The organism is Pseudonocardia humida, from assembly GCF_023898865.1.
Taxonomy (GTDB): domain Bacteria; phylum Actinomycetota; class Actinomycetes; order Mycobacteriales; family Pseudonocardiaceae; genus Pseudonocardia; species Pseudonocardia humida.
Map to the genome: position 1 here is coordinate 77,214 of NZ_JAGSOV010000054.1, position 17,610 is coordinate 94,823.

Below are 17,610 nucleotides of genomic sequence, written 5' to 3' on the forward strand. Positions count from 1 at the left end.
TTCCTAGCGTCGCGGGCATGGACCGATCCCGTCCCTCCCTCCGCCGCCCCGCCCGCCGCCCGTTGGGCCTGTCCGCGCCCGCACTGGTCGGGCTGGCCCTGCTCGCCGTGCCCCGGGTCGTGCTGCACGACCTCGACCTGATCACCGAGGGGACGTTCGTCAACGGGCTGTTCGTGTTCGTCCCGCCCGCGGTGTGGGTGCTGGTCGCGGTGGCCAAGCGGGTGCCGAACCCGTTCGCCACCGTGCTGGTGGTGGGGGTGATCCACGGGGTGTTCCTGGTCGTGGTCCACCAGCTGCTCTGGGAGACCATGGACCTGCCGGCCGCCGCGTCGACCCCGTTCGCCCGCGCCGCGGCGGTGGTCGCCGGCCTGCTCACCGGGGTGCTCGTCGGGGCGGTGGCCGGTGCCCTCGCCTGGGGGGTGGACCGCCTGGTCGCGGCCCGCCGCGGGTGAGGCTCAGGTCAGGGCGTCGCGCCAGGCGGTGTGCAGGGCGGCGAACTCGCCGCCCTCGACGGTGAGCAGCTCGTCGGGGCTGCCGTCCTGCACGACGCGGCCGTCCTCCAGCACGAGGACGCGGTCGGCGATGAGCACCGTGGACAGCCGGTGGGCGATGATCAGCGCGGTGCGGTCGGCCAGCACCGTCTCCAGCGCCGCCTGCACGGCCCGTTCGGAGGGGATGTCCAGCGACGAGGTGGCCTCGTCCAGCAGCACCACCGCCGGGTCGGCCAGCACCACCCTGGCCAGCGACACCAGCTGGCGCTGCCCGGCCGAGAGCCGCCCGCCGCGCTTGCGCACGTCGGTGTCGAAGCCCTCGGGCAGCGCCTCGACGAAGGCGCGCGCGCCGACCAGGTCGGCCGCGGCGACCACCTCCTCTCGGGACGCGCCCGGGCGGCCCATCGCGATGTTGTCGGCCACCGTGCCGGAGAACAGGAACGCCTCCTGGGTGACCATCACCATCGCGCGGCGCAGGTCGGCGTCGGCGACGTCGCGCAGGTCGACGCCGTCGAGGCGGACGGCGCCGCCGGTCGGGTCGTAGTAGCGGGCGGCCAGCTTGGCCAGCGTCGACTTGCCCGCGCCGGTCGCGCCGACGAGCGCCAGCGTCTGGCCGGCCGGGATGCTCAGGTCGAACTCCGGCAGCACGGTGCGGTCCGCGGCGCGGCGGTAGGCGAACACCACGTGGTCGAACTCCAGCGCGCCGCGCGTGGGGCGGGGCAGCGCGACCGGCGCGGCGGGCTCGGGCACGCCGATCGGGGTGTCCAGCACCGAGGCGATCTTCTCCAGCGCGGCCGCCGCGGACTGGTAGGAGTTGAAGAACTGGGCCAGCTGGTCGAGCGGGTCGTAGAAGCGGCGCAGGTACAGCAGGAACGCGGTCAGCGAGCCGAGCGCGAGCGCGCCGTCGGCCACCCGCACCGCGCCCAGCAGCAGGACCGCGGCCAGGGTCAGGTTGCCCACGGCGCGCAGGGTGCCCAGGTACCAGGCGGCGGCCACGAACGCCTCGGCGTTGGCGTCGCGGTAGGCGCCGCCGAGCCCGCGCATGATCTGCTCGCTGCGCCGCTCGCGGCGGAACGCCTGCACCGCGCGGATCCCGTTCATCGACTCGACGAAGTGCACGATCAGCCGCGCGACGCTGGTGCGGGTGCGCCGGTAGCTGGCCCGCGAGCGGCGCTGGAACCAGCGGGTGAGCACGACCAGCGGGACGAACCCGCCGATCACCACGGCGGCCAGCACCGGGTCGAGCCAGACCAGCAGCACCGCGATGCCGCCGATCGACAGCAGCGCGCCCAGCAGTCCCTCCAGGCCCTTCTCCAGCAGGTCGTTGAGCGAGTCCATGTCGCTGGTCAGCCGGGAGATCAGCCGCCCGGAGGTGTAGGACTCGTGGAAGTCCAGCGGGAGGCGCTGGCCGTGGGTGAGGACCCGCCCGCGCAGGTCGAGCAGGGCGTCCTGGCCGATCCGCCCGGACAGCACCAGGAAGCCGGCGCGCAGCAGCGCGGCCGCCAGCCCGACCCCGGCGTAGCCGACGATCGACCAGGCCAGCGGCCCCGGGCGCCCGGCGAGCGCGGCGGGCACGCCGACGTCGATGGCCGTCGCGATGAGCAGCGGGCCGGCCAGCATGGCCACGTTCTCGACGACCAGCAGTACCGCGGCGACCACCAGGGCGCGGCGGTGCGGGCGGGCCAGGTCGGCGACCAGGGCGCGGGCCCGGCGCTGCAGCGCCAGCCCCGCCCGGGTCGGCAGGACGTCGGCCTCGTCGTCCTCGGCGGCCAGGCCCCGCCAGGTGTCGGCGACGTCCTCGCCGGTGTCGGTGGCGCGGGCGGTGCCCGCGGTGCCTGTGGTGCGGGGTTCGGAGGTCGTCACGCCTGCACCTGCGTCCGCTCGTCCGGGGTGGACAGCAGCGCCCGGTACGCCGGTTCGGTGGCCAGCAGGTGGTGGTGGGTGCCGACGGCGACGATGCGGCCCCCGGCCAGCATGGCGACCCGGTCGGCCAGCTGGACCGTCGAGGGCCGGTGGGCCGCGACCAGCGCGGTGACCCCGCCCAGCACGCGCCGCAGCGCGGCCTCGACCTCGGCCTCGGTGTGCACGTCCAGCGCGGAGAGGGGGTCGTCGAGCACGAGCACCGGCGGGCGCCCCACCACCGCCCTGGCCAGCGCGAGCCGCTGGCGCTGCCCGCCCGACAGCGACATCCCCTGCTCGCCGATGCGGGTGTCCAGCCCCCAGGGCAGCCCGGCGACGAACCCGTCGGCGCTGGCCACCCGCAGCGCCTCCCAGACCGCGTCGTCGGGCAGGCCCGGCGAGCCGAGGGTGACGTTCTCCCGCACGCTGGCCGAGATCAGCACCGGGTCCTCGAAGGCCGAGGCCACCGCGGTGCGCAGGCCGGCGAGGCGCAGGTCGCGCACGTCGACGCCGTCCACGGTGACCGAGCCCGCGGTGACGTCCTGCAGGCGGGCGACGAGGGCGGTGAGGGTGGTCTTGCCCGACCCGGTCGCGCCGACCAGCGCCATGGTCTCGCCGGGGCGGATGGTCAGGTCGACGCCGCGCAGGACCTCGTGCTCGGCGCCCTCGTAGGCGAACCGCACCCCGCGCAGCGCCACCTCGCCGCGCACCGGGGTGGGCAGCTCGCGCGGGTGCGGCGGGTCGACGATCGAGGGCGGGATGTCGCGGACCTCCCAGTAGCGGGCGTTGGCCGTGGCGGCGTTGCTCGCCTCGGCCAGCAGCCAGCCGATCGAGGCGACCGGCCAGATGAGGTAGGTCAGCACGGTGATCGCGGCGACGACGGTGCCCAGGGTGAGGGAGCCGGCCGCGACCCCGGCCGTGCCCACGGCGACGACCGCGGCGATGGCCAGCTCGGGCAGGGTGATCAGCAGCAGCCAGAGCGCCGCCATGATCCGCACCTTGGCCAGCTCGGTGCCGCGCAGGCGGCGGGCGTCGGCGAGGAACCGGGCGATCAGCTCGCGGCTGCGCCCCAGCGCCTTGAGCACGCGGATGCCCAGCGCCGACTCCTCGACGACGGTGGCGAGGTCACCGGCGCGGTCCTGGGCGGTGCGGGCCTGGGTGGAGTAGCGCCGCTCCAGCGCCAGGGTCAGCCCCGCCAGCGGCAGGCCCACCGCCGCCACCACCGCGCCCAGCAGCGGCGAGAGCCAGGCCAGCACGCCGATCCCGACCACCAGCGTGATGACGTTGATCACCAGGAAGAGCCCGGAGAACGCGAACAGCCAGCGGATGGTGGTCAGGTCGGTGGTGGCCCGCGACAGCAGCTGGCCCGAGGCCCAGCGGTCGTGGAAGGCCACCGGCAGCCGCTGCAGGTGCGCGAACAGGTCGTCGCGCATGGCCGCCTCGATGGCGTTGGCCGGGTGGGCGACCAGCAGCCGGCGCAGGGTGATGAGCACGGCCTCGACCAGCCCGAGCGCGAGCACCCCGAGGACCAGCCAGGGCAGCGACCCCAGCTCGCCGCGGGCGATCGGCCCGTCCACCACGGCTCCGATGAGCAGCGGCGCGCCCAGCCCGACGAGGCTGGCCAGCAGCGCGGCCAGCCCGCCGACGATCAGCCGGACGCGGTGCGGGGCGGCGTAGGGCGCCAGGCGGCGCAGCGATCCGAGGGTGGCGCGGCGCGGCGGGTCGGGGTCGGACGTCGGCGCGCTCATGGCCTGCTCGACGTTAGGTCGGCCGGGGTTGTTCCGCACGCCGATTTCCGCCCACGGGCTCCGCGGTCGGCCGGCACCCGGCCGGTGATCGCGACGGATCGGCCGGCGGGTGGCAGGGTGGGAAGGGCAAGGCAGGTGACGGGCAGCGGGAGAGGCAGAGGGTCGTGGCATTGCGGATCGGCTACAAGGCGTCGGCGGAGCAGTTCGGGCCGCGCGATCTGGTGGAGTACGCGGTGCTGGCCGAGGAGGCAGGGCTGGACAGCGCCGTCGTGTCCGACCACTTCCTGCCGTGGCGGCACGAGGGCGGGCACGCGCCCGCGGCGCTGCCGTGGCTGACGGCGGTGGGGGAGCGGACCTCGCGCATCCTGCTGGGCACCTCGGTGCTCACCCCGACGTTCCGCTACAACCCGGCGGTGCTGGCCCAGACGTTCGCCACGCTGGGCCTGCTCTACCCCGGCCGGGTGATGCTGGGCCTGGGCACCGGCGAGGCGCTCAACGAGATCGCGGTGTCGGGGCGGGAGTGGCCGGAGTTCAAGGAGCGCTTCGCCCGGCTGCGCGAGGCGGTGCGGCTGATGCGCGAGCTGTGGGCGGGCGAGGAGGTGTCGTTCGACGGCGAGTACTACAAGACCGTCGGGGCCACCATCTACGACCGCCCCGAGCAGCCGATCCCGGTCTACATCGCCGCGGGCGGCCCGGTGGTGGCCAAGTACGCCGGCCGCTCGGGCGACGGGTTCATCTGCACCTCGGGCAAGGGCATGGACCTCTACACCGAGAAGCTGCTGCCGGCGGTGGCCGAGGGCGCCGCGGCGGCGGGGCGCGAGGCGGGCGACGTCGACCGCATGATCGAGATCAAGCTGTCCTACGACCGCGACAAGGACGCCGCGCTGGAGAACACCCGCTTCTGGGCGCCGCTGTCGCTGACCCCCGAGCAGAAGCACAGCGTCGACTCGGCCGTGGAGATGGAGCGCCTGGCCGACGAGCTGCCCATCGAGCAGGTCGCCAAGCGCTGGATCGTGGCGTCGGACCCGCAGGAGGCGCTGGCCCAGATCAAGCCCTACCTCGACGCCGGCCTCGACCACCTCGTCTTCCACGGCCCCGGCCACGACCAGCGCCGGTTCCTCGAGCAGTTCGCCGAGGACGTGCTGCCCGAGCTGCGCGCGCTGAGCTGATCCCGCACGCACGACGGCCCCGGTCGCGCGGAGCGAGCGGGGCCGTCATCGGGTGCCTCAGGTGCGGATCAGGCCGCGGTGACCTTCTCCGCGCCCCGTCCCGCGGCGGCCTTCGCCGCGGCCAGCTTGCGCCCGGCCGACGACGGCCGGGGCGCGTCCAGGAACCGGCGCACGCCCTTCATGCCGTAGCGGTCGACCGCGGTCTTGATCAGACCGAAGATGGCGCCCTGCAGCGTGGCGGCGATCAGCACCTCGCGGGTGCTGTACTCGTTCGACAGGGGCTGCGGGGTCCCGTCCTCCTTGGACACCTTCTTCCAGATGACCCCGAAGACCCGGCCGGCCAGCAGGCCGCCCAGCATCCCGAAGGCCACGCCGAACGGCTTGTAGGCCAGCTTGGCCAGCCCGCTCAGCTCGTTGCCGTCCTGCTTGCTCATCGCCCCTCCGCTCGTGACGCCTCGGCCCTGGCCTCGGCGCCGGTCTCCCCGGAGTAGCCGGCGTCCTGGCCGGCCACCCTGCCCACGAACTCCTCGTTCTCGTCGGTGCCGGTCGTGGTGGCGCCGTCCTGGTCGGCGGCGTCCGCCCCACCGGGATGACCGTCGCGTCCCGGGTCCGCACCCCCGGTCTCGCGGGTGCGGGCCAGATGTGGGTCGGCGGACACGTCGTCCTCGGAGGTACCAGGCATGCACGTGCAGTACCCGCGCGGAGGTGGATCGATGCGTGTTCCCGCCGTTCGGAGGGGGTCCGTTTGCCCCGGGCGCGGGCCGGGCACCTGCCATGACGAAGGGCGTAACGCGATCGGGGGGTCGCGTGAAGGTAGCGGAACCGGTGGGGGAGCGAGGAACAAGCGATGGATCGGGCAGTGGCGCAGGGGCAGCCGGGTGGCGGTGGGGTCGACCCGCGCTCGGTCGCGCCGGGGTCGCACGTCGCGGGGGGCGGCGCGACGGACCCCGACGAGCGCCCCGACGGCCTGGAGTTGCGCATCCCGGCCTCGGTCGACCGGCTGCGCCCGCTGCGCCGTCGGATCGAGGCCTGGGCGCTGGTGCGCGACCTGAGCGACGTCGAGCTGGCCGACCTGCAGCTGGCGCTGGGCGAGGCGGTCTCCAACTCGATGGAGCACGCCTACCGCGAGACCGAGGCCGGAACGGTCGACATCGAGCTCGACGTGCGCTCGACCGACGCCGGGCGCGGGGTCGTCGTCCGCGTCGTCGACCGGGGCCGCTGGAAGCCGGCGACCTCGCGCCCCAGCCACCGCGGCCGGGGCCTGAGGATGATCGAGGGTTTGTCCGTCGACATGCGGGTGACCAGCAACGACTCCGGTACCGAGGTCGTCTTCACGGTGTTGCTCGGCGGCTGAGCGCCCGCCGGGGTCTGCACACGGTCTACACACGACCGAGCCGCCGCCCCGATCGGGGGCGGCGGCTCAGGTGCGTGTCGGTATGCGGTGCGGTCGTCAGCGGGTGGTGCCGGGCACGGAGCCGCCGGCCACCAGGCGGCGTCCGCCACCGGCCCCGCGCACGGAGCGCAGGCCGGGCAGCTGCACCGCCGAGCGCGGCATCGGGCGCCGGGCCCGCAGCATCGGCCACACCGGGGCGGTGGGCAGGACCAGCCCGTCGAGGCCGGACGGGTCGGGCCCGCCGACGCTGGAGCGCAGCAGCTCGCGGTAGTCGTCGTACTGGGCCACCGCCGCGGCGATGTTGCCCTGGGCCAGGTGGGCCTCGATCAGGGCGCGGCGGGCGCTCTCGCGGCTGGGGGCGACCCGCACGGCCGACTCGGCCAGCGCGACGGCCTCGGCGTGCGCGCCGGCGGCGGACAGCCGCAGGCTGCGCTCCTCGATGGCGTGCAGGCGCAGCTGGCGGAACCGCTCGCGCTCCACGGCGATCCAGGTGGCGGTCCAGCCGGGCAGGATGTCGGACGAGAGCAGCGAGATGTCCGGGGTGTCGTCGACCGGGATCTCCGGCAGCCCGCGCACCAGGCCCAGCGCGTCGGCGAGGTCGACCTCGACGTCGGCGGCCAGGGAGAGCGTGGGGCCGTCCTCGGTGAGCAGCCCGGGTACGTCGACGGCGGCGATGGCGTCGGACAGCAGGCGGGCGGCGGCCTCGGCGGCGGTGCCGGGCCAGAGGTCGGCGGCCAGCGCGGCGCGCTCCTGGGGCCGCGGGTGGACGGCCAGGTAGGCGACGAGACGACGGGCGTCGACCCCCAGCGGAACGGCGGAGCCGCGCGAGGTGAGGGTGAACGAGCCGAGCACCGTGACCCGGTGGGATGCGAGCCCGAGGGTGGCGGTGTGGGGGGCCCGCGTCGGTGCAGATCGTCGCTGATCGTCAGACATGGTGGTCCCAAACGTGGAAGTGCCGGATGTGTCGGATGTGCCGCGCGGTGATGGGCCGTGCGCAGCCCGTCGGCGCCCAGTCCGCGGAGAAGTGTTCTCGCTGTGGAGCGTCTTGCCAAGGGCCGGATTGGTCACAGTCCGACCCCGCTGGTCACGGTCCGACGACCGACCACCTCCCCCGATCATACTCACGGGCTCGCTCGCATGCGCACGTGGGTGCCCCTGTCGTCGGTCCACACGTGCAGGGAGTCACACAGTTGGCGGGCGATCCACACGCCGCGCCCGCGCGGGTTGGACGAGTGCGGCGCCTGCAGCCCGGGCAGCGGGTCGCGCAGGCTGCCGGCGTCGTGGATCTCGCAGACCACCCCGTCGTCGGTGACCCAGATGAGCAGCTCGGCGCGCGCGTCGCCGTGCTCGACGGCGTTGGTGGCGACCTCGTTGACGGCCAGCACGACGTCCTCGGCGCGCTCGCGCGGGCAGTTCGCCGACAGCAGGGCGTCCTCGACGGCGCTGCGGACGTCGTGCAGCTGCCACGCGCCGAAGGGCAGGCGCAGCTCCGGGGGACCGAGCAGCACCGGCGCGGGGGCGGGCTGCTCGGCCAGCACCTCGCGCGGGGCCAGGTGGTGGGGGTTGTGGGCCATCTCGCCGCGCACGGCCAGCAGCGGGTGGTTGCGCCGGGCGCCGTCGAGGATCTCCCGGTGCAGCGGCAGCTCGGGGTAGAAGCAGGTCATGGTGACCGGCAGCTCGGCGAGCGCGATGTTGAACGCGGCGTCGAGCTCGGTCCAGAAGGTGCCGTCGACGCCGTCGAGCCGCGAGGTGTGCTCGTTGATCACGATGAGCGGGCGCCCGGTCGCGGAGACCAGCTCGCGCAGCTCCCGGGCGCGCCGGGCGGCCAGGGTCTGCCCGGACTCGCCGTCGGGCCCGTCGGGCCGGCTGAGCAGGATGAGCCCGGCCGTGCCGTCCAGCTCCCGCTGCACGGCGCTCTCGGTGGCCGGGTCGACCGAGAGCGCCACCGGGGTGCCGCCGCGCAGCCCGTCGAGGACCATCGGCAGCACCTGGTCCACCAGGTCGGTGCGGGAGCGGTGGAAGGCCGCGGCGTGCTGCAGGCGCACCCAGCGCCCGCTGCGCGTGTTCTCAACCCGCACGGCCACCCCCGGGGGACGGGCTCACGACGGGCTGTGGTGGCGGCCGCCCTCGCGGCGGTGCTGCCCGGTGCGGGGCACCACCACCAGCTGGGCGGCGAACGGGGCCCCGCAGCGGTCGAGCACGCGCACCACCCGGGGGCGCACGCCGGTCAGCACGAGGCGGTGGGTGCTGGGGAACTCCTCGGCCGCGTGCACGAGGCTGACGGCCCCGGCGACGTCGAGGAAGCGCAGCGAGGACAGGTCCAGGGTGATGTCGCTGGAGGCCCAGTGCGAGCGCAGGGCCTGGTCGAGCACGGTCTCCAGGAGCTTGCGGATCTGCGGGCGGTTGCTGTGGTCGACCTCGCCGGCCAGCCGCGCGGTCGACGGGTCGGACCGGGTGATCCGCAGGAGGTTGTCGTCGTAGACGGCCTCGCCGATCAGCTCCGTCTCGTGCAGCTCGCGCATCTGCGAGACGGCGTCCTCGTCGAAGCGCGGCAGGTCGTAGCGGCACAGCAGGCGCGCGCTCGGGTGCGAGCGCAGCACCCGGTCGACGACCTGCTCGTACTCGACGACCCGGTCGACGCCGCCCGCGCGCAGCAGCTCCGAACCGCACTCGCCGCTCATCCGCAGCCCGGTGAAGCCCTGCGCGGAGGCCCGGTCGATCTGGTCGAGGAACATCTCCTCGTACCGGGCGACCGGGCGGGCGGCCGCCGCCCTGGTCTGCGCGGTGGGGACGATGACCATGCGGCCCTCGTCGAGCGCCCGGCGCACCGGGACGCCGTCGTCGGCCATCCGGCCCAGCACGGCGCCCGCCGTCTCGTCCTCGAAGTACACGACGCGCTCGTCGGCGGCCAGCCCGCCGGCCAGCCACTGCGCGGTGACCTCCCAGAGCTGCTCGTCGCTCACCGGGACGGCACACGTGTGACCCACGAGGGACATGTCCTCGATCGTCCTCACCATGGCGCACACCCGGTCCGAGCCACGACAGCGGGAACGCCGTGACCGGCGGCGACCCGTGTCACGACATGGCCACTTTACGGCGAGCCGATCGGGGCCGCTGAGTCCGCGACCAGGTACGACACGTCGAGCAGTCGGTCCGCGGCGCCCAGCGGTCGAGCGGTCGGTTGGGCGGTGGGCCCAGTTCGTCCGCCCGGTGGTACAGCAAGTGTCCGATCAGACGCGCAGCGTCACAAGCGGGGGCGCCGCCGCTCGGCGCGGGCGGTCACGCGACGAGCGGCGGCACCATGGCCTCGACGAGGTGTGGACCGGGTTCGGCGCCGGCCCGGCGCAGGGCGTCGGCCAGCTCCTCGGCGGTGCGCACCCGCACAGCGGGCACGCCCATGCCGCGGGCGAGCGCGGTGAAGTCGAGCTCGGGGCCGCCGAGGTCGAGCAGCCGGCGGGCGCGCTCGCCGTAGCCGCTCACCCCGACCTGCGCCAGCTCCCCACGCAGGATGGCGTAGGCGCTGTTGTTGAACAGCACCGTGGTGATGTCGAGCCCCTCGCGGGCGTGGGTCCACAGCGCCGAGATGGTGTACATGGCGCTGCCGTCGGCCTGCAGGGCCCAGACGGGCCGATCGGGGCAGGCCACGGCGGCGCCGGTGGCCGCGGGCAGGCCCCAGCCGATCGCCCCGCCGGTGAGGGTGAGCCAGTCGTGGCGGGGCGCGCCCGCGGTGGCCGCGGGCAGGCCGAGGCCCGAGGTGACCGCCTCGTCGACGACGATCGCGCCCTCGGGCAGCAGCGCCCCGATGACCGCCGCGGTCGAGCCGACGTCCAGCGGGCCGGTCGGCAGCTCCGGGCGCGCGGCGGGCGCGGTGCGGGCGGTCGTGCCCGGGGCCACCAGGTCGGCCAGCTCGGCGAGGGCGTCGGCGGCGGCGCCGCCGCGCCCGACCACCGGGTGCACCCGCGCCCCGGGCGGGACGAGGTCGCCGTCGCGGTCGGGGTAGGCGAAGAAGGCCACCGGCGAGCGGGCGCCGACCAGCACGACGTGCTGCGCGCCGCCCAGCTGGTGGTCGGCCACGTCCCGGGCGTAGCCGAGCCGCCCGGCCTGCGCGACCCCGGCGCCGCGCTCCAGGCGGGTCGGGAAGGTCTCCACGAGCAGCTTCGCCCCGGTGGCCGCGGCGATCCGGTCGGCGGCGGCCAGCCCGGCCGCGCGGGTGGCGTCGCCGCCGATCAGCAGGACGCACGGCTCCCGGGAGGTGAGGGCGTCGGCGGCGGCCCGCACGGCGTCGGGGCGGGCGTGTTCCCGCGGGCTCGGCGCCGGCGCCGCGGCGGCCCGCCCGCCGTCGCCCCAGCTGACGTCGGCCGGCAGCACCAGGGTCGCGACCTGCCCGGCGTGCGCGGCGGCGACGGCGTCGGCGGCGTCGGCGCCGACGCGCTCGGGGGAGGAGGTGGAGCGCACCCAGCCCGACACGGAGCCGGCGATCGCGGCGATGTCGGACTGCAGCGGCGCGTCGAGGCGGACGTGGTCGGTGCCGTGGTCGCCGATGACGTTGACCAGCCCGACGCCGGCGCGCCGGGCGTTGTGCAGGTTCGCCAGCCCGTTGCCCAGCCCCGGGCCCAGGTGCAGCAGCGTGGCCGCGGGCCGCTCGGCCATCCGCGCGTAGCCGTCGGCTGCGCCGGTGGCGACGCCCTCGAACAGCGTCAGCACCCCGCGCATCGCCGGGACGCCGTCGAGCGCGGCGACGAAGTGCATCTCCGAGGTGCCCGGGTTGGCGAAGCAGACGTCCACCCCGCTGTCGACCAGCGTGTGCAGCAGGGCGTGGGCGCCGTTGGCGGTGGCGTCGGGCGCGGCGGGGGCGGCGTTGCGCCGCTGCGCGCCGGGTGTGGCCGTGGTGGGGTCGTTCGTGGTGTCGCTGGTGGTGCCGCTGACGGTGTCGGTCATCTCAGGCCGCCCCTCCGGTGCTCGCCTCGACGGATGTGGCGGGTGCCGACTTCAGGGTCTGCAGCACCACGCAGTAGCGCTCGGTGAGCCGGACGAGCGTGTCGACCTTCTCCGGGGCGGCGTCGGTGTCCAGGTCGAAGAACAGCCGCACGTCGCGGAACCCGACCGGGGCCTGCTTGTCGACCCCGAGGGTGCCGCGGAAGTCGAGATCGCCCTCCGCGCGCACCGTTCCGCTCGCCTCGATGCCCAGCGACGTGGCCACCGCCCGCAGGGTGACCCCGGCGCAGGCCACCAGGGCCTCCAGCAGCATGTCGCCCGAGCAGAGCTGGGTGCCGTCGCCGCCTGCGGCGGGGTGCAGCCCGGCCTCGGCCAGCGCGCCCGCCGTGCGCACCGAGCAGGTGATGCCCGAGCCGTCCAGGCTGCCGTCGGCGCGCAAGGTGACCAGCGCCGTGTCCGGGTCCGCCGAGTAGCCGGCCTTGAGTGGGGCCTGGGTGGCCTTGAGCGCCGCTGCATCCATGGTCGCGATCGTGCCTCTTCCCGCCCGCCGACGCACCTGCCCCGCCCGGGTGCGCGGCCGGGCCTAGGCTGCCCGGGGGCCACCGGGCCCGGGTGAGGAGCGGGGCGTGGCGGATCGGGACGTGCCGGGTGAGCGGAACCCGACGGGGTCGGCCGTCGACCTGCGCGAGGAGCTGCGCGCGGTCGGGCGCGACCGGCTGCTCACCGTCCCCAACGCGCTGAGCCTGCTGCGCCTGGCCGGCGTGCCGCTGCTGCTGTACCTGCTGATCGGTCTGGAGGCCGACGGGTGGGCGGTCGTCGTGCTGATGGTCGGCGGCATCACCGACTGGGCCGACGGGAAGCTGGCCCGCGTGCTGGGGCAGTACAGCCGCCTCGGCGCGGTGCTCGACCCCGCGGTCGACCGGCTCTACATCCTGGCGGTGCTGATCGGGCTGGGGGTGCGCGGGATCGTGCCGTGGTGGGCGATCGGCGTGCTCGTGGCCCGCGACCTCGTGCTCGCGCTCACCCTGCCCGTGCTGCGCCACCGCGGCTACGGCCCCTACCCGGTCACCTACGTCGGCAAGGGCGCCACCTTCCTGCTGCTCTACGCGTTCCCGCTGGTCCTGCTCGGGCAGACCGACGCGTGGGCGGCCCCGGTGGCGCTGCCGATCGGGCTGGCCTTCGGGATCTGGGGGACCGGGCTCTACCTGTACTCCGGGCTGCTCTACCTGGCCCAGTTCGGGCTCGCGATGCGCACCCCGACCCCGGCCGGGCCCACCTCCGACGCCTAACTAGGCTCGCCCCGTGATTCCCGAGGACCTGCGCTACACCGATGCGCACGAGTGGGTGCGCGACCTCGGCGAGGGGGTGGTCCGGGTCGGGATCACCGACCACGCCCAGACCCAGCTCGGCGACGTCGTCTTCGTGCAGCTGCCCGCCGTGGGCGACAGCGTCACCGCCGGTTCCGCGGTCGGCGAGGTCGAGTCCACCAAGTCGGTCTCCGACATCTACGCGCCGCTGTCGGGCACCGTCGTCGCGGTGAACGAGGCGCTCGCCGACACCCCGGAGCTGGTCAACTCCGGCCCGTACGGGGACGGCTGGATGCTCGAGCTCCGGCTGGAGGGCGCCGCGGGCGCGGCGCCGCTGGACGACCTGCTCGACCCGGCCGCCTATCGCGACCTCATCGGTAGCTGACCGGCACCGACGCGACGCCGGGCACGCGGTAGGTTGACCGCACCGATCGCGTTCGGCGCGGGCCGCACACATCCCGAGGTCCGGTCGGGTCGACGACCCGCGCCGGGTCCACCGTTCCCACGCAGGAGGAGACACCGAAGGTGACCATGAACGACGGGCCGGGCGTTCCGCCGGAGCGTGCCCCGGAAGCCACTTCGGTCTTCCGCGCGGACTTCCTGTCCGAGGCCGAGCCCCCCGCCCAGGCACAGCCGGTCTCCGGCGTCGACGCGCTGCCGGCCGGGGCCGCGCTCCTGGTGGTCAAGCGCGGGCCGAACGCGGGCTCGCGGTTCCTCCTCGACCGCGCGTCGACCAGCGCCGGGCGCCACCCCGACAGCGACATCTTCCTCGACGACGTGACCGTCTCGCGCCGGCACGCGGAGTTCCGCAACGACGCGGGCGAGTTCGTCGTCGTCGACGTGGGCAGCCTGAACGGCACCTACGTCAACCGGGAGCCCGTCGACACCGCGGTACTGGCCAACGGCGACGAGGTGCAGATCGGCAAGTTCCGGCTGGTCTTCCTCACCGGGCCGCGGGACCACTGAGCCCGTCGCGCGTCCCGTCCACCGTCCCGGCCGGCGCCGTCGCGCCCCGGGTCCCACCGCCTGTCCCACCGTGCGATGAGCGCGTCGGGCGGGGGACCGATCGGTGGTCGGAGCGCGGGTGCGGGCGGCCGGTCGCGGTTCCGGACCTTTCGGACAGCGTGGCGATCGACGGCGCCCACGGCGCCGCCCGTGGTGGCGAACCGGGCGGTTTCCGGACCGCGCGGGGGCAGGCGCGGGCCCGATGTGCCGTGTAGCGTCGACACAGCAGGACGTCAGAGGAGGAGAGCGCATGAGCGAGATGCGCGTCGTGGGTGTCCGGGTAGAGCTCCCCGCGAACCAGCCGATCCTCCTGTTGCGGGAGACCACCGGCGACCGCTACCTCCCGATCTGGATCGGATCGGTGGAGGCCACCGCGATAGCCCTGGAGCAGCAGGGGGTCAAGCCGGCTCGGCCGTTGACCCACGACCTGCTCAAGGACGTGATCACGTCGCTGGGGCGCAGGCTCGAGCAGGTCCGCATCACCGACCTGCAGGACGGCACGTTCTACGCCGAGCTGGTGTTCGACGGCGGGATCAAGGTCTCGGCCCGCCCGAGCGACTCGGTGGCGCTGGCGCTGCGGATCGGGGTGCCGATCCACGCCGAGGAGAGCGTCCTCACCGAGGCCGGGCTGGTCATCCCGGACGAGCAGGAGGACGAGGTCGAGAAGTTCCGCGAGTTCCTCGACTCGATCTCCCCGGAGGACTTCCGCGGCGCCCAGCCCTGACCGGGGCGGCCCGCACGGGTCGGCGGCGTCCCCACTCACCAGCCACGATCGGTGGCACGGTCCGCCCACGGGTACCCTGTGGCGGACCGCTCTGCAGGGCCGGACGGGGGACACGCCCGTGTCCGGGTGACACCACCGGCGCGCCGCGTTGACCGGGTGCCGGTGCGCGCTTACCGTCGGCTCCTAACAGCGGGTCCGCGTCCGCGGGCCCCGGTGGAAGGAGTTCGGTGGAGAACCCGCCGTCGACGCCCGAGCAGGGTGAGCTCTTCCCGGATCCCCTGCTGGGGACCGGCCTGGATGGGCTGCCCGACCAGCTCGTCGGTTTCCGGGGGCCCACCGCCTGCCAGGTCGTCGGGATCACCTACCGGCAGTTGGACTACTGGGCGCGCACCGGACTGGTGGCCCCCTCGATCCGCAGCGCGGCCGGTTCCGGCTCGCAGCGGCTGTACTCCTTCAAGGACGTCCTGGTCCTGAAGGTCGTCAAGCGGTTGCTCGATGCCGGCGTCTCGCTGCAGAACATCCGGGTCGCCGTGGAGCACCTGCGCCGGCGCGGCATCCGCGACCTGGCGGGCATCACGCTCTTCAGCGACGGCACCACCGTCTACGAGTGCTCCTCCCCGGAGGAGGTCGTCGACCTGCTGCGCGGCGGCCAGGGCGTGTTCGGCATCGCCGTGGGCGGGGCGATGAAGGAGATCAGCGGCTCCATCAAGGACTTCCCGGTCGAGCGCGCCGACGGCGGTACCGTGGACGAGTCCCCGGAGGACGAGCTGTCCCGGCGCCGCGCACGCCGCGCCATCAGCTGATCCGCTTCCCTCGCGCGGCCCGTCGGCCTAACCTGGCCGTAGTGGCCCGTCCAGCACGGTCCGCCGGGTATCTCGGCGGCCCAGGTGCCCGCCGGCTGCGTTGCCGGCCGAACCGAGTACGCCAGGTATGAGGGCCGACCGGCGCCTTGCCGGCGAACACCTGGATCCACCGATGTACCCATCAACCTTGCTGGACGGGCCACTGGCAAGCGGGCTTCGCGCGCGCCAGGTGGCAGGGAAGGCGCGTCTCCGATCCGTGCTCGGGAGACGCCGTGCCCCGCTACCGCTTCCGTGGTCCCGCCCTGCCTCCCTCCTCCGACCCGCCGACCGGTCTGCGTCGCTACGGCCGCGTGCTGCGCTCACCCGGCGTCCCCCGGCCCGCGGCGGGTGCGGCCCTCGCGGCGCTGCCGGTCGGCATGCTCGGGCCCGCGGTGCTGCTGCTCGTCGTGACCCGCGGCGACGACCTGGCCGCGGCCGGGGCGGTGGTCGCCGTGCTCGGCGTCGGCACCTGCACCGGCATGGTGGTGCAGGGTCGGCTCATCGACCGGTTCGGCGCCCGAACGGTGCTGCTGGTGAGCGCGGCGACGCGGGTGGTCGCGTCGGTCGCGTTCGTCTCCGCCGCGGTCCTGCGGTCGCCGACGGGGCTGCTCGCCGCGCTCGCCCTCGCCGTGGGCGCGGGCGAGCCCCAGGTCGGCGGGGCGCTGCGGGCCGCGTGGCCGCTGCTGGTCGAGCCGGCGCTGCGCCCGACCGCGGTCGCGCTGTCGACGCTGCTGTTCGAGGTGCCGGTGCTGGTCGGCCCGCTGCTGCTGGCCGGTGTCCTCGCGCTTTGGCCTGCCGAGGTGGCGGTGCTGGTGGCCGCGGCGTGCGCGGCGGCTGGGACCGCGTTGTTCGCCCGGGCCGCACCGGCGCTGCCCCGGCGACCGGCCGCGCGCGCGGTCAGGCCGGCAGGTCCCCTCGCGGTGCCTGCGGTGCGGATGACGGTGCTGGTGACCGCGGTGCAGGCGTTCGCGATCGGGCTGGTCCAGGTCACCGGGATCGCCGCGGCGTTGGCCGCCGGTGCGCCGTCCAGCGCGGCGGTGGTGCACGCCGCGCTCACCGCGGGTTCGCTGCTCGGCGCGACCGCCTGCGGGACCCGCATGCCCGCGGCCGCGCCTCGGTGGCACCTGCCGGTGCTGATGGCAGCGCTGGGCGTGCCGCCCGCGGTCGCGGCGGCTGCTCCCGGCCTTCCCGTGGCGGTGGTGTGCGCGGGGCTGTTCGGACTCGTGGCCGGGCCGGTCGGCCTGCGCTGCTTCCTGGACCTGGAGCGCCACACCCCGCCCGGTTCGGCCACGACCGCGGTGACCACCCAGATCGCCGCGGGCCTGGCCGCGACCTCCGCGGGTTCGGCGCTGGCCGGTCGGCTCTGCGCCTCCGGGGACCTGCGCGCTCCGCTGCTGGTCGCGGCCTTGTCCTGCCTGCTGGCCGCCGGGCTGGTCAGGTGGCGGAGGTGAAGGGGTCGTGCTCGGCGAGCAGCTTCTCCAGCCGGGCCTGGTCGACGCGGGTGAGCACCGCCGAGGACTCCTGGCGGTCGCGCACCACCTTGGCCAGGCTGAACGTCGAGGTCACCACGTAGAGCACGCCGACGGCGAGGAACGCGCGGATCCACGGGTCGACGGGCATGTAGACGACCGCGGTGCCGACGGCGATCACCGACACGGCGAACGAGATCACGGACTGCACGTAGAAGGCGGACGTGGGGCCGGAGTTCGGGGTCTGCGTCGAGGGCATGGCTGAAGTGTCGTGCGGTGCGGGGCCGCCGACCTCGGGGGAACTACCGACGGTCCGACACGATCCGGGCACCGCGGGTGGGCGCCACGACGCGCCACCGGGTCGGTCCGCGACATCCGTCGCACGGAAACCGGCCGCCGGGTGGATGATCCTTCCGGTGGGGCCTACCATCGGCTCCGCGGTCGACGACCCCGCGCGGGAGAGTCCCGGTGGCTGGGCGATCCAGCCGACCGGGCGCCGAAGGAGCAAATCCTCCCCGGAACCTCTCAGGCACCCAGGACCGTGCGGTCGAGACGCCTCTGGAGCGGCGCCGGCTCGGTGTGGACGCGGCGGGCGACAGAGGGGGAGGGCCGGTCCTGCCTGCCCCGT

General features: G+C 75.1%; 19 protein-coding genes and 1 riboswitch. Of the genes, 9 read left to right on the top strand and 10 right to left on the bottom strand.

Annotated features, from left to right (window positions below; translation table 11 throughout):
- Window positions 1-17: 17 nt before the first annotated feature.
- Window positions 18-452, top strand: coding sequence for a hypothetical protein (locus KDL28_RS25675; RefSeq protein ID WP_252442358.1), 435 nt, complete (start codon window positions 18-20; stop codon window positions 450-452).
- A gap of 3 nt (window positions 453-455) precedes the next feature.
- On the opposite strand, the gene KDL28_RS25680 is transcribed toward KDL28_RS25675, so the two are convergent.
- Together KDL28_RS25680 and KDL28_RS25685 are read right to left on the bottom strand one after the other, a co-directional pair.
- On the bottom strand, window positions 456-2,354 hold the full coding sequence (locus KDL28_RS25680; RefSeq protein WP_252442360.1) for an ABC transporter ATP-binding protein: 1,899 nt from the start codon (window positions 2,352-2,354) through the stop codon (window positions 456-458).
- Window positions 2,351-4,138: an ABC transporter ATP-binding protein gene (locus KDL28_RS25685; RefSeq protein WP_252442362.1), complete on the bottom strand. Its 1,788-nt coding sequence runs from the start codon at window positions 4,136-4,138 to the stop codon at window positions 2,351-2,353. The genes KDL28_RS25680 and KDL28_RS25685 overlap by 4 nt, the downstream gene beginning before the upstream one ends.
- A 164-nt stretch (window positions 4,139-4,302) precedes the next feature.
- On the opposite strand from KDL28_RS25685, the gene fgd reads away from it, so the two are divergent.
- The gene (fgd, locus tag KDL28_RS25690; protein WP_252442364.1) at window positions 4,303-5,307 is read left to right on the top strand and encodes a glucose-6-phosphate dehydrogenase (coenzyme-F420); all 1,005 of its coding nucleotides are present in this window, start codon (window positions 4,303-4,305) and stop codon (window positions 5,305-5,307) included.
- A 68-nt stretch (window positions 5,308-5,375) separates the two neighbouring features.
- On the opposite strand, the gene KDL28_RS25695 is transcribed toward fgd, so the two are convergent.
- Together KDL28_RS25695 and KDL28_RS25700 are read right to left on the bottom strand one after the other, a co-directional pair.
- A complete protein-coding gene (locus tag KDL28_RS25695; protein WP_252442366.1) occupies window positions 5,376-5,741 on the bottom strand; it encodes a DUF4235 domain-containing protein in 366 nt (121 codons plus the stop codon).
- The gene (locus KDL28_RS25700) at window positions 5,738-5,989 is read right to left on the bottom strand and encodes a hypothetical protein (RefSeq protein ID WP_252442368.1); all 252 of its coding nucleotides are present in this window, start codon (window positions 5,987-5,989) and stop codon (window positions 5,738-5,740) included. Before KDL28_RS25700 ends, KDL28_RS25695 begins: the two co-directional genes overlap by 4 nt.
- Before the next feature lie 165 nt (window positions 5,990-6,154).
- Here KDL28_RS25700 and KDL28_RS25705 point away from each other — a divergent pair, with 165 nt between their 5' ends.
- Window positions 6,155-6,661, top strand: a complete 507-nt coding sequence (locus KDL28_RS25705; RefSeq protein WP_252442370.1) for an ATP-binding protein — start codon at window positions 6,155-6,157, stop codon at window positions 6,659-6,661.
- A 96-nt stretch (window positions 6,662-6,757) separates the two neighbouring features.
- Here KDL28_RS25705 and KDL28_RS25710 read toward each other — a convergent pair whose 3' ends face one another.
- From KDL28_RS25710 to KDL28_RS25730, 5 genes are all read right to left on the bottom strand, one after another.
- Window positions 6,758-7,552: an AfsR/SARP family transcriptional regulator gene (locus KDL28_RS25710; RefSeq protein ID WP_252442372.1), complete on the bottom strand. Its 795-nt coding sequence runs from the start codon at window positions 7,550-7,552 to the stop codon at window positions 6,758-6,760.
- 269 nt (window positions 7,553-7,821) lie between these two features.
- A complete protein-coding gene (locus tag KDL28_RS25715; RefSeq protein ID WP_252442374.1) occupies window positions 7,822-8,778 on the bottom strand; it encodes an ATP-binding protein in 957 nt (318 codons plus the stop codon).
- Window positions 8,779-8,799: 21 nt separating this feature from the next.
- On the bottom strand, window positions 8,800-9,696 hold the full coding sequence (locus KDL28_RS25720) for an MEDS and STAS domain-containing protein (RefSeq protein ID WP_252442376.1): 897 nt from the start codon (window positions 9,694-9,696) through the stop codon (window positions 8,800-8,802).
- Between the two features lie 283 nt (window positions 9,697-9,979).
- Window positions 9,980-11,638: an acetolactate synthase large subunit gene (locus KDL28_RS25725; protein ID WP_252442378.1), complete on the bottom strand. Its 1,659-nt coding sequence runs from the start codon at window positions 11,636-11,638 to the stop codon at window positions 9,980-9,982.
- A 1-nt stretch (window position 11,639) separates the two neighbouring features.
- Window positions 11,640-12,155, bottom strand: coding sequence for an OsmC family protein (locus tag KDL28_RS25730; RefSeq protein ID WP_252442380.1), 516 nt, complete (start codon window positions 12,153-12,155; stop codon window positions 11,640-11,642).
- A gap of 106 nt (window positions 12,156-12,261) precedes the next feature.
- Here KDL28_RS25730 and KDL28_RS25735 point away from each other — a divergent pair, with 106 nt between their 5' ends.
- From KDL28_RS25735 to KDL28_RS25760, 6 genes are all read left to right on the top strand, one after another.
- Window positions 12,262-12,924 (top strand): CDP-alcohol phosphatidyltransferase family protein, encoded by a 663-nt coding sequence (locus KDL28_RS25735; RefSeq protein ID WP_308216060.1) that lies wholly within the window; start codon window positions 12,262-12,264, stop codon window positions 12,922-12,924.
- Window positions 12,925-12,937: 13 nt separating this feature from the next.
- Window positions 12,938-13,327 (top strand): glycine cleavage system protein GcvH, encoded by a 390-nt coding sequence (gene gcvH / locus KDL28_RS25740; protein WP_252442382.1) that lies wholly within the window; start codon window positions 12,938-12,940, stop codon window positions 13,325-13,327.
- A 140-nt stretch (window positions 13,328-13,467) separates the two neighbouring features.
- Complete coding sequence (gene garA, locus KDL28_RS25745) at window positions 13,468-13,908, top strand: glycogen accumulation regulator GarA (RefSeq protein WP_372497068.1); 441 nt, start codon at window positions 13,468-13,470, stop codon at window positions 13,906-13,908.
- A gap of 289 nt (window positions 13,909-14,197) precedes the next feature.
- Complete coding sequence (locus KDL28_RS25750) at window positions 14,198-14,671, top strand: bifunctional nuclease family protein (RefSeq protein ID WP_252442384.1); 474 nt, start codon at window positions 14,198-14,200, stop codon at window positions 14,669-14,671.
- Window positions 14,672-14,898: 227 nt separating this feature from the next.
- Window positions 14,899-15,474: a MerR family transcriptional regulator gene (locus KDL28_RS25755; RefSeq protein WP_372497069.1), complete on the top strand. Its 576-nt coding sequence runs from the start codon at window positions 14,899-14,901 to the stop codon at window positions 15,472-15,474.
- Between the two features lie 272 nt (window positions 15,475-15,746).
- Window positions 15,747-16,964, top strand: a complete 1,218-nt coding sequence (locus KDL28_RS25760) for an MFS transporter (RefSeq protein ID WP_252442386.1) — start codon at window positions 15,747-15,749, stop codon at window positions 16,962-16,964.
- Here KDL28_RS25760 and KDL28_RS25765 read toward each other — a convergent pair.
- A complete protein-coding gene (locus KDL28_RS25765) occupies window positions 16,948-17,241 on the bottom strand; it encodes a YiaA/YiaB family inner membrane protein (protein WP_252442388.1) in 294 nt (97 codons plus the stop codon). The genes KDL28_RS25760 and KDL28_RS25765 overlap by 17 nt on opposite strands.
- Before the next feature lie 186 nt (window positions 17,242-17,427).
- A riboswitch (glycine riboswitch) is annotated at window positions 17,428-17,534 on the top strand.
- Window positions 17,535-17,610 lie beyond the last annotated feature (76 nt).